Annotated in this window: 10 protein-coding genes and 2 pseudogenes; 9 read left to right on the top strand and 3 right to left on the bottom strand. The window is 67.3% G+C overall.

From position 1 onward, the window contains the following. Together AC2VON_RS01710 and AC2VON_RS01715 are read left to right on the top strand one after the other, a co-directional pair. Positions 1-329: pseudogene (locus AC2VON_RS01710) on the top strand (signal recognition particle protein); the annotation flags it as partial. A gap of 5 nt (positions 330-334) precedes the next feature. Next, positions 335-1,414 carry an amidohydrolase family protein gene (locus AC2VON_RS01715; protein ID WP_486951385.1) on the top strand — a complete coding sequence of 360 codons (1,080 nt, stop codon included), beginning with the start codon at positions 335-337 and terminating at the stop codon, positions 1,412-1,414. A gap of 52 nt (positions 1,415-1,466) precedes the next feature. Here the strand turns inward: AC2VON_RS01715 and AC2VON_RS01720 are convergent. Together AC2VON_RS01720 and AC2VON_RS01725 are read right to left on the bottom strand one after the other, a co-directional pair. Further along, positions 1,467-1,558: pseudogene (locus AC2VON_RS01720) on the bottom strand (rubredoxin); the annotation flags it as partial. A 144-nt stretch (positions 1,559-1,702) separates the two neighbouring features. Next, entirely contained in the window at positions 1,703-2,611 is a 909-nt protein-coding gene (locus AC2VON_RS01725) for a D-alanyl-D-alanine carboxypeptidase family protein (protein WP_486951386.1), read from the bottom strand. Between the two features lie 45 nt (positions 2,612-2,656). On the opposite strand from AC2VON_RS01725, the gene AC2VON_RS01730 reads away from it, so the two are divergent. The 5 genes from AC2VON_RS01730 (at position 2,657) to trmD (ending at position 5,306) form a co-directional block, all read left to right on the top strand. Then, complete coding sequence (locus tag AC2VON_RS01730) at positions 2,657-3,094, top strand: nuclear transport factor 2 family protein (protein ID WP_486951387.1); 438 nt, start codon at positions 2,657-2,659, stop codon at positions 3,092-3,094. A gap of 189 nt (positions 3,095-3,283) precedes the next feature. Continuing rightward, positions 3,284-3,814, top strand: a complete 531-nt coding sequence (gene rpsP / locus AC2VON_RS01735) for a 30S ribosomal protein S16 (protein ID WP_486951388.1) — start codon at positions 3,284-3,286, stop codon at positions 3,812-3,814. A gap of 7 nt (positions 3,815-3,821) precedes the next feature. Next, on the top strand, positions 3,822-4,064 hold the full coding sequence (locus AC2VON_RS01740; RefSeq protein ID WP_486951389.1) for an RNA-binding protein: 243 nt from the start codon (positions 3,822-3,824) through the stop codon (positions 4,062-4,064). A 22-nt stretch (positions 4,065-4,086) separates the two neighbouring features. Continuing rightward, positions 4,087-4,608: a ribosome maturation factor RimM gene (rimM, locus tag AC2VON_RS01745; protein WP_486951390.1), complete on the top strand. Its 522-nt coding sequence runs from the start codon at positions 4,087-4,089 to the stop codon at positions 4,606-4,608. Between the two features lie 11 nt (positions 4,609-4,619). Then, the gene (trmD, locus tag AC2VON_RS01750) at positions 4,620-5,306 is read left to right on the top strand and encodes a tRNA (guanosine(37)-N1)-methyltransferase TrmD (RefSeq protein WP_486951391.1); all 687 of its coding nucleotides are present in this window, start codon (positions 4,620-4,622) and stop codon (positions 5,304-5,306) included. Positions 5,307-5,309: 3 nt separating this feature from the next. Here trmD and AC2VON_RS01755 read toward each other — a convergent pair whose 3' ends face one another. Continuing rightward, a complete protein-coding gene (locus tag AC2VON_RS01755) occupies positions 5,310-6,236 on the bottom strand; it encodes a hypothetical protein (protein WP_486951392.1) in 927 nt (308 codons plus the stop codon). 340 nt (positions 6,237-6,576) lie between these two features. Between AC2VON_RS01755 and rplS the strand changes: the two genes are divergently transcribed. Next, positions 6,577-6,918, top strand: coding sequence for a 50S ribosomal protein L19 (gene rplS / locus AC2VON_RS01760; RefSeq protein ID WP_486951394.1), 342 nt, complete (start codon positions 6,577-6,579; stop codon positions 6,916-6,918). 82 nt (positions 6,919-7,000) lie between these two features. Beyond that, a partial coding sequence (lepB, locus tag AC2VON_RS01765; RefSeq protein WP_486951393.1) for a signal peptidase I occupies positions 7,001-7,845 on the top strand: 845 nt, incomplete at its 3' end.

A 7,845-nucleotide genomic window follows, 5' to 3' on the forward strand; every position in this document is an offset into this window, starting at 1 on the left:
TGGCGGTGTCGGAGGTCAACCAGCTCGTCGACCGGTTCTTCGAGGCCCGCAAGATGATGTCGTCGATGATGGGCGGGATGGGCATCCCGGGGCTGGGCCGCAAGAGCGCGACCCGCAAAAACAACAGAGCCAAAGGCAGAGGCAAGAGCAAGAAAGGCAAGAACGCCAAAAAGACGGTGCGCAACCCGCTCGGCGCGGGACTGCCGGCCGGGTTCCCGGACCTGTCGCAGCTGCCCGCGGGACTCGACGAGCTGCCGCCCGCGCTGGCCGATCTGGACGGTCTGGGTGGTCTCGATCTGTCCAAACTGAACTTTCCCGGCCAGAAGTAGCCCGCGTGCGACTGCACGTGCGCGGCCGTGGCCTGCCCGACGAGGCCCCGGTCCAGTACTGGATCGTCGACGGGCGGATCAGCGTCGAGCCCATCGCGGATACCGACACCGTGTTTGACGGCGGCTGGATTCTGCCCGGGCTGGTCGACGCGCACTGCCACGTCGGGATCGGGCCGTCCGGCGCGGTCACCCTCGACGAGGCGGTGGTCCAGGCCGAAACCGAACGCGACGTCGGCGCGCTGCTGCTGCGCGACTGTGGCTCACCGATCGACACCCGTTCCCTGGACGATCGCGACGACCTGCCGCGCATCATCCGCGCCGGCCGGCACCTGGCCCGGCCCAAGCGCTACATCCCCGGGTTGGCGATCGACATCGACGACCAGGCGGCGCTGCCCGACGCGGTCGCGATGCAGGCCCGCCACTCCGACGGGTGGGTCAAGCTGATCGGCGACTGGATCGACCGCGGCGCCGGCGACCTGGCGCCGCTGTGGTCCGACGACGCGTTGCGGGCCGCCGTCGACGCGGCGCACGCGCACGGTGCCCGGGTCACCGCGCACGTGTTCGGCGAGGATGCGTTGCCCGGGCTGATCGCCGCCGGCATCGACTGCATCGAGCACGGCAGTGGTATCACCGATGCCGTCATCGAGTTGATGTTGGCGCACGGCACAGCGCTGGTCCCGACGCTGATCAATACCGAGAACTTCGGCAGCATCGCCGACTCGGCCTCCAAGTATCCGGCCTACGCACAGCACATACGCAGCCTGTACGCCAGCTGCCGGTCCCGGATCACCGCCGCGCGCGAGGCCGGGGTTCCCATCTATGCGGGCACCGACGCCGGCGGCATGATCACCCACGGCCGGATCGCCGACGAGGTGGAGGCGCTGAAGGGTATCGGTATGAGTGCCACCGAGGCACTGGGTGCGGCTTGCTGGGACGCCCGGCGCTGGCTGGGCCGGCCCGGGTTGCAGCACGGCGCACCAGCCGACCTGTTGTGCTTCGCCGAAGACCCGCGAAGCTCCCCGGCGGTGCTGACCAGTCCCGATCTGGTGATGCTGCGCGGCCGGGTGTACCGGGGTCGGTGTTGATGACGCCGTGTCGTTGGGCGGCTGTCGCCGGCTGAAACGACGTCCGAGTGGGTCACGACCGTGCAACCTCGACCGTCTCGAAGTCGGACTTGGCCGCGCCGCAGGCCAGCAGCACCAGGCGTCGGGAATCTGATCCCATGGCGTGCTGGGCGGAAATCCTTCCCCGGGGTCGGCCGCCCGGACTACCGAACAGCTGCCCGAGCAACTGCGCCCGGCCGCCGGTCACTGCGCTGAGCTGAGTCGCAGTTGCATCGCACCTACAGTGCGTCTAGCGCGCCTACAGCTGGCCTAGAGAATTCCGACGCCGGCCTGGGGATTCTGCGCGAACCCCCAGTCCAGCAGGGTGGCAGCCTGGTCCCAGTAGGTCGGGCCACCCTCGTGGATCAGCCCGTACATCAACGCGATGACCAGCCGCCGGCCGTCGCGTGCGGCCGCACCGACGAACGTCTTGCGAGCGGCGTTGGTGAACCCGGTCTTGCCGCCGAACGCTCCCGGATACCGATGCAGAAACTCGTCCTGGTTGACGATCGGGTGCTCACCCTGATCATCCCGGCCGCCGGGAAACATCGCCGACGGCGCGGCGGTGATCTCGGCGAACACCGGGTTGGCCAGTGCCGCCCGGAAGATCACCGCCAGGTCGTGCGGGGTGGACTGGCCGGGCCCGTCGGGGCCGTCCAGCCCGGACGGGGTGGTGGCATGGGTGTCGGTCGTGCCGATCTCGGCGGCCTTGGCGTTCATCTTCGTCACCGCGGTGTCGAATCCGCCCAGCATGTCGGCCAGCGTGTTGGCGGCGTCGTTGCCCGACACCAGCAGCACGCCGTCGAGCAGCTGACGGGCGGTGTAGCTGCGGCCGGGTTCGACACCCACGCAGCTGCACTCGACCTGGGTGTCGGCGGGAGTGGCGATCACGGTGGAATCGAGGTCGAGTTCGTCGAGAGCCACCAGCGCCAGCAACACCTTGATCGTGCTCGCAGGCGGGTGCGCCGCGTAGCCGTCCCGCTCGGCGAGGACCTCCCCGCTGTCCAGGTCGGCCACAATCCAGGCGGGCGCCGGCCCATCCGGGATCGGCATCGATCCCGCAGGTTGCGAGATGTCCGCGCACGCGGCGGGGGGCTGGATGGGCTGCAGACCGAGCACACCGGCGATCCCGGTCAGGGCGATTAGGCCGGCCGAGACACCCGCGACGAACTTGCGCATGGTCGCTGAGCCTAACGCCGGTCCCCGATCGTGTTCAATCAAAGCATGTTGAGCCTGGCCGAAATCTCCGACCGGTTGGAGATCCAGCAGCTGCTGATCGACTACTCCACCGCCATCGACCGACGCCGATTCGACGACCTCGACGCGGTATTCACCCCGGACGCCTACATCGACTACCGCGCGATGGGTGGTATCGACGGCCATTACCCACAGGTGAAGGCCTGGCTGGCCGAGGTGCTGCCTAACTTCGCCAACTACGCGCACATGCTGGGACTTCCGTCGATCCGGGTCACCGGCGATTCGGCTACCGCGCGTACCTTCTGCTTCAACCCGATGGTTTTCGCATCTGACAATTCCGATACTTCCGGGAAACCCGCCACCATGTTGTTGGGGCTCTGGTACGACGACGAATTCGTTCGCACCCCCGACGGCTGGCGGATGTCCCGGCGCGTCGAGGTGAAGTGCTTCGACCGGATCGTATGATTCGCCGGGGCTGGCCCGCCGGAATTGGCCGCTGACGCCGGTGCGGCTAGACTGGGCCGCTGTCCGCTGCGCGACCCTGCCGTTTCGGGTGTCGCTCGGCGGGTCAGACACGCGAGGCAAAACCGGGTCCGGGCAACCTGCCCGGACCGCTGAATTGCTGCGTGACGCCACAGGAGAATTCGCGTAATCATGGCTGTGAAGATCAAGCTCACGCGGCTCGGAAAGATCCGCGACCCGCAGTACCGCATCGCTGTTGCCGATGCACGTACCCGCCGCGACGGCCGCGCCATCGAGGTCATCGGCCGCTACCACCCGAGGGAAGAGCCGAGCCTCATCGAGATCAACTCCGAGCGTGCTCAGTACTGGCTTTCGGTCGGCGCCCAGCCCACCGAACCGGTGCTCAAGCTGCTGAAGATCACCGGAGACTGGCAGAAGTTCAGAGGCTTGCCCGGTGCCGAGGGCAGGTTGAAGGTCGCCGCACCCAGGCCGAGCAAGCTGGACCTGTTCAACGCCGCGCTGGCCCAAGTCGAAGGCAGTCCCGACACCGAGGCCAGCACGCCGAAGAAGAAGAAGGCGCCCGTCAAGAAGGCGGCCAAGAAGGACGCCAAGAAGGACGCCAAGAAGGACGAAGCGGCCGAGGAGGATGCGATCGCTGAGTTCGATGCCACGGCAGAGGCCGGCGCCCCTGAACCGGCCACTGAACCGGCTACCGAGAGCTGACCCGGCGATGAGCACCGTTGTGGTGGACGCCGTCGATCATCTGGTTCGAGGCATCGTCGACAATCCCGACGATGTGCGAATCGACATGGTGACCAACCGGCGCGGACGCACCGTCGAAATCCAGGTCCATCCCGACGATCTGGGCAAGGTGATCGGCCGTGGCGGACGCACCGCCACTGCATTGCGCACCCTGGTATCCGGCATCGGCGGGCGCGGCATCCGTGTCGACGTGGTGGACACCGACCGGTAGTCAACCCGCTCGTGGAGCGCTGATGGAGCTGACCGTCGGGCGTGTGCTGAAGGCGCACGGCACCGCGGGCGAGGTCGTCGTCGAAGTCCGCACCGACGACCCCGAAGTCCGGTTCGCGCCGGGGGCAACATTGCTCGCCGAGGGCCACGATAAACAGCGGCGCGGCTACGTTGTCGAGGCGGTGCGCGAGCACGGCGCGCGGCTGCTGCTGCGGCTGGCCGGGGTGGCCGACCGCGGCGCTGCCGAAGCACTGCGCGGCAGCGTGTTCGTGATCGACTCGGCTGACCTGCCGCCGATCGCCGACCCGGATACCTTCTATGACCATCAACTGGAAGGCCTTCGGGTGCAAACTATTTCAGGTGAGGAGATCGGATCCATCACCGAGGTGCTGCACACCGCCGCCGGTGAACTGCTGACGGTGCGCCGATCTGCCGGCGACGAGCTGTTGGTGCCGTTCGTTGCCGAGATCGTGACATCGGTGTCGCTCGACGACGGCATTGTCGAGATCGACCCGCCCGATGGCCTGCTGGAGCTTAGGGCATAGTGCGGATGGCCATGAAAATCGACGTTGTGACGATCTTCCCTGGCTACCTGGAGCCGCTGCGACAGTCATTGCCGGGCAAGGCGATCGATTCCGGGGTTGTCGAGCTGCGGGTGCACGACCTGCGGTGCTGGACGCATGACGTGCACCGCTCGGTCGACGACACACCGTACGGCGGTGGCCCGGGGATGGTGATGAAGGCTCCGGTCTGGGGCGAGGCGCTCGATGAGATATGTTCACCGCAGACACTTCTGGTCGTCCCCAGCCCGGCCGGCAGGCTGTTCACCCAGGCCACCGCACGACGGTGGACCGGTGAAGGCCATTTGGTGATCGCCTGCGGTCGTTACGAAGGCATCGATCAGCGGGTCGTCGAGGACGCCGCGCGGCGGAGGCGGGTGGAGGAGTTCTCCATCGGTGACTATGTGCTGCCCGGCGGGGAGTCCGCGGCCCTGGTGATGATCGAGGCGGTGCTTCGGCTGATTCCCGAGGTGCTGGGCAATCCGCTGTCGCACCATGACGATTCACACTCACCGGGCCGCGACGGACTGCTCGAAGGGCCCAGCTACACCCGACCGCAGACTTGGCGGGGCCTGCAGGTGCCCGAAGTGCTGCTCTCCGGCGACCATGCGCGGATCACGGCCTGGCGGGACGCGGCTGCACTGCAGAGAACCCGGGAACGTCGACCGGATCTGCTGGGCTGAAGCTCAGATCCGCCCGTCGGGGAATACCGTCCGGACAGCCCGGGTGATCGTCGCCCGCGCGGTGGCGTCGTCAGTCGGCTGCAGGGACTCGATCACCACCACGTAACGGCGATTCGGGCCGACCACCCCCGTCGACAAATGCATCCAGCTGCTGCCGATGCAGCACATCCAGCCCTGCTTGACCGCTACCGACTCGGCGTACACGCCTTCGGGGATGCCGAACCGCTGTGGGTAGCCGTCGATTCCGACCGGGGTGGAGCGGGCCAGGTCGTTGATGATGATGTTGGCCCGATCCGCCGGCAGGCCACCGGACCCGTCGAGCAGCATGTCGTAGTAGTGCGCCAGGTCAGGTGCTGTGCTGATGGTGTTCCACCAGGCGCCGTTGGACGGTGGTGCGGTGGCCGACAGCCCGTACCGAGCCGCGACCCGGCTGACGATCGCATTCTCACCGCCCAGGTTCCAGAATTTCTCCGCGGCCCCGTCGTCGGAGGACCGGAGCATGTCGTCCAGCGCGGCTAGGTCATCGTCGGACAGATCGCCGCGCGCCCGGGGCTCGCGCAGCAGCAGATCGTCGGCGATGAAGAGCTTGGCCACTGACGCGATGGCGATGGTCTGGGTGTTGCCGTTGGTAGCCATCTGGTGGGTGGCCCGGTCGAGCACCGCCATCGAGATGGTGGCACCGTCGGCGGCGGCTTCCGCGGTGGCCTGCTGCATGCGGGCTTCGAGCGTGTCCAATGCGGTGGCCGAGTGCATGGCCGGAGCCCGGGGTGCGTCGATCGCTGTGGCCACCGGTGTGACGGCCGTGACCCGCGGCGGTGGTGCCGGCGCGTCCACACCGTATCTGCCATAGACTTTCTCGTCACACCCGAACAGCACCGTCGACATCACCATGATGACGGTCAGGAAGAGCATCGACGGTCGCGTGCGCATAGGCCTCCTCGACATGCGTAACGCAAACACCCAAGTGGACGGCTCGCACTGTCGGCGGCCCGCGGACAGATTACCGTGCGCTCATCCGGCTCGTGCGGTTAGCTCTCAGCTCTACCATGCGTGCCGCCGCTGCGGTAGTAGCAGCTGCGGCGATTTCCGCGATTTCACTTGCGCGCACGCCGTCTGGCACAATTGAGCGGTTGTCCGGCAGCTATTCGGCGGATCGGCGGTGGACCGGCAGCTGTCGGCGCCCTGCTACCCGGCACGCGTTGTGCCCGAACCCGTCGACTCGGCGACCGTCGGCCCACCCCGCGAGAGCACACCTGGAGGACCGGAGAACATGAACACGCTCGACTTTGTCGACAAGGCGTCGCTGCGCGACGACATCCCGGCCTTCGGGCCCGGTGACACCGTCAACGTGCACGTGAAGGTGATTGAGGGCGCCAAGGAACGCATCCAGGTGTTCAAGGGGGTGGTGCTCCGGCGTCAGGGCAGTGGCGTCCGCGAGACGTTCACGGTGCGCAAGGAGAGCTACGGCGTCGGTGTGGAGCGCACCTTCCCGGTTCATTCGCCGAATATCGACCACATCGACGTGGCAGTCCGTGGTGATGTCCGCCGCGCCAAGCTGTATTACCTGCGCGAGTTGCGCGGCAAGAAAGCCAAGGTCAAGGAGAAGCGCTGACAGCGGTGGCGCCTGCCATCCGTCTGGCCCATCTGTTTCGGGGCGCCGTCGGCGCCCTTGCTGCCGTGACTACCCTGACTTCGTGACCGAAACCACGGACCCGTCAGCCGAGAACCGTCCCGAGGGCGCCCAGGCAGAGCTTGGGGCAGCTGCTGAGCAGGCGATAATCCCGGCGATCCCGGCGACCCCGGACGACCCGGAAACCTCCGCCGGCCAGGCCGCGCCGGAGGAGACCAAGCACTCGGCGCTGCGTGAGACGGTGGTCCTGGTGTCGATCGCGGTGCTGCTTTACTATGTGACGCTGACCTTCGTGGCACGGCCATACCTCATCCCGTCGGAATCCATGGAACCCACCCTGCACGGCTGCCCCGGGTGTGTCGGAGACCGCATCATGGTCGACAAGCTCAGCTACCGGTTCTCATCGCCGCAGCCCGGTGATGTCATCGTCTTCCGCGGCCCGCCGTCCTGGAGCATCGGTTACCGGTCGATCCGTTCGCACAACACCGCGGTGCGCTGGCTGCAAAACACGCTGTCCTTCGTCGGCTTCGTGCCACCCGACGAGAATGACCTGGTCAAGCGGGTTATCGCGGTCGGTGGCCAAACGGTACAGTGCCGTAACGACACCGGGCTGACCGTCGACGGCAAGCCGCTGCACGAGCCGTACCTGAACCCGGTCACCATGATGGCCGACCCGATGGCCTACCCGTGCCTGGGCAGGGAGTTCGGGCCGGTGACCGTTCCACCCGGTCGGCTGTGGGTGATGGGCGACAACCGCACCCACTCAGCTGATGCGCGCGCACACTGTGCCAGCAGCCCGGCTGGTTTGCACGACGGTGTGCTGTGCACCGGCGATCCGGATGCGGGAACCGTGCCGTTGAGCAACGTCATCGGCAAGGCCGAGTTCATCGTCTGGCCGCCGTCGCGCTG

The sequence above is a fragment of the Mycobacterium sp. TH-M82 genome, assembly GCF_057473605.1.

Bases quoted from the DNA above. Each gene is read 5' to 3' on its own strand.
- AC2VON_RS01725 (WP_486951386.1), bottom strand. From the start codon at position 2,611: ATGCGCAAGTTCGTCGCGGGTGTCTCGGCCGGCCTAATCGCCCTGACC.
- AC2VON_RS01730 (WP_486951387.1), top strand. From the start codon at position 2,657: ATGTTGAGCCTGGCCGAAATCTCCGACCGGTTGGAGATCCAGCAGCTG.
- rpsP (WP_486951388.1), top strand. From the start codon at position 3,284: ATGGCTGTGAAGATCAAGCTCACGCGGCTCGGAAAGATCCGCGACCCG.
- AC2VON_RS01740 (WP_486951389.1), top strand. From the start codon at position 3,822: ATGAGCACCGTTGTGGTGGACGCCGTCGATCATCTGGTTCGAGGCATC.
- rimM (WP_486951390.1), top strand. From the start codon at position 4,087: ATGGAGCTGACCGTCGGGCGTGTGCTGAAGGCGCACGGCACCGCGGGC.
- trmD (WP_486951391.1), top strand. From the start codon at position 4,620: ATGAAAATCGACGTTGTGACGATCTTCCCTGGCTACCTGGAGCCGCTG.
- AC2VON_RS01755 (WP_486951392.1), bottom strand. From the start codon at position 6,236: ATGCGCACGCGACCGTCGATGCTCTTCCTGACCGTCATCATGGTGATG.
- rplS (WP_486951394.1), top strand. From the start codon at position 6,577: ATGAACACGCTCGACTTTGTCGACAAGGCGTCGCTGCGCGACGACATC.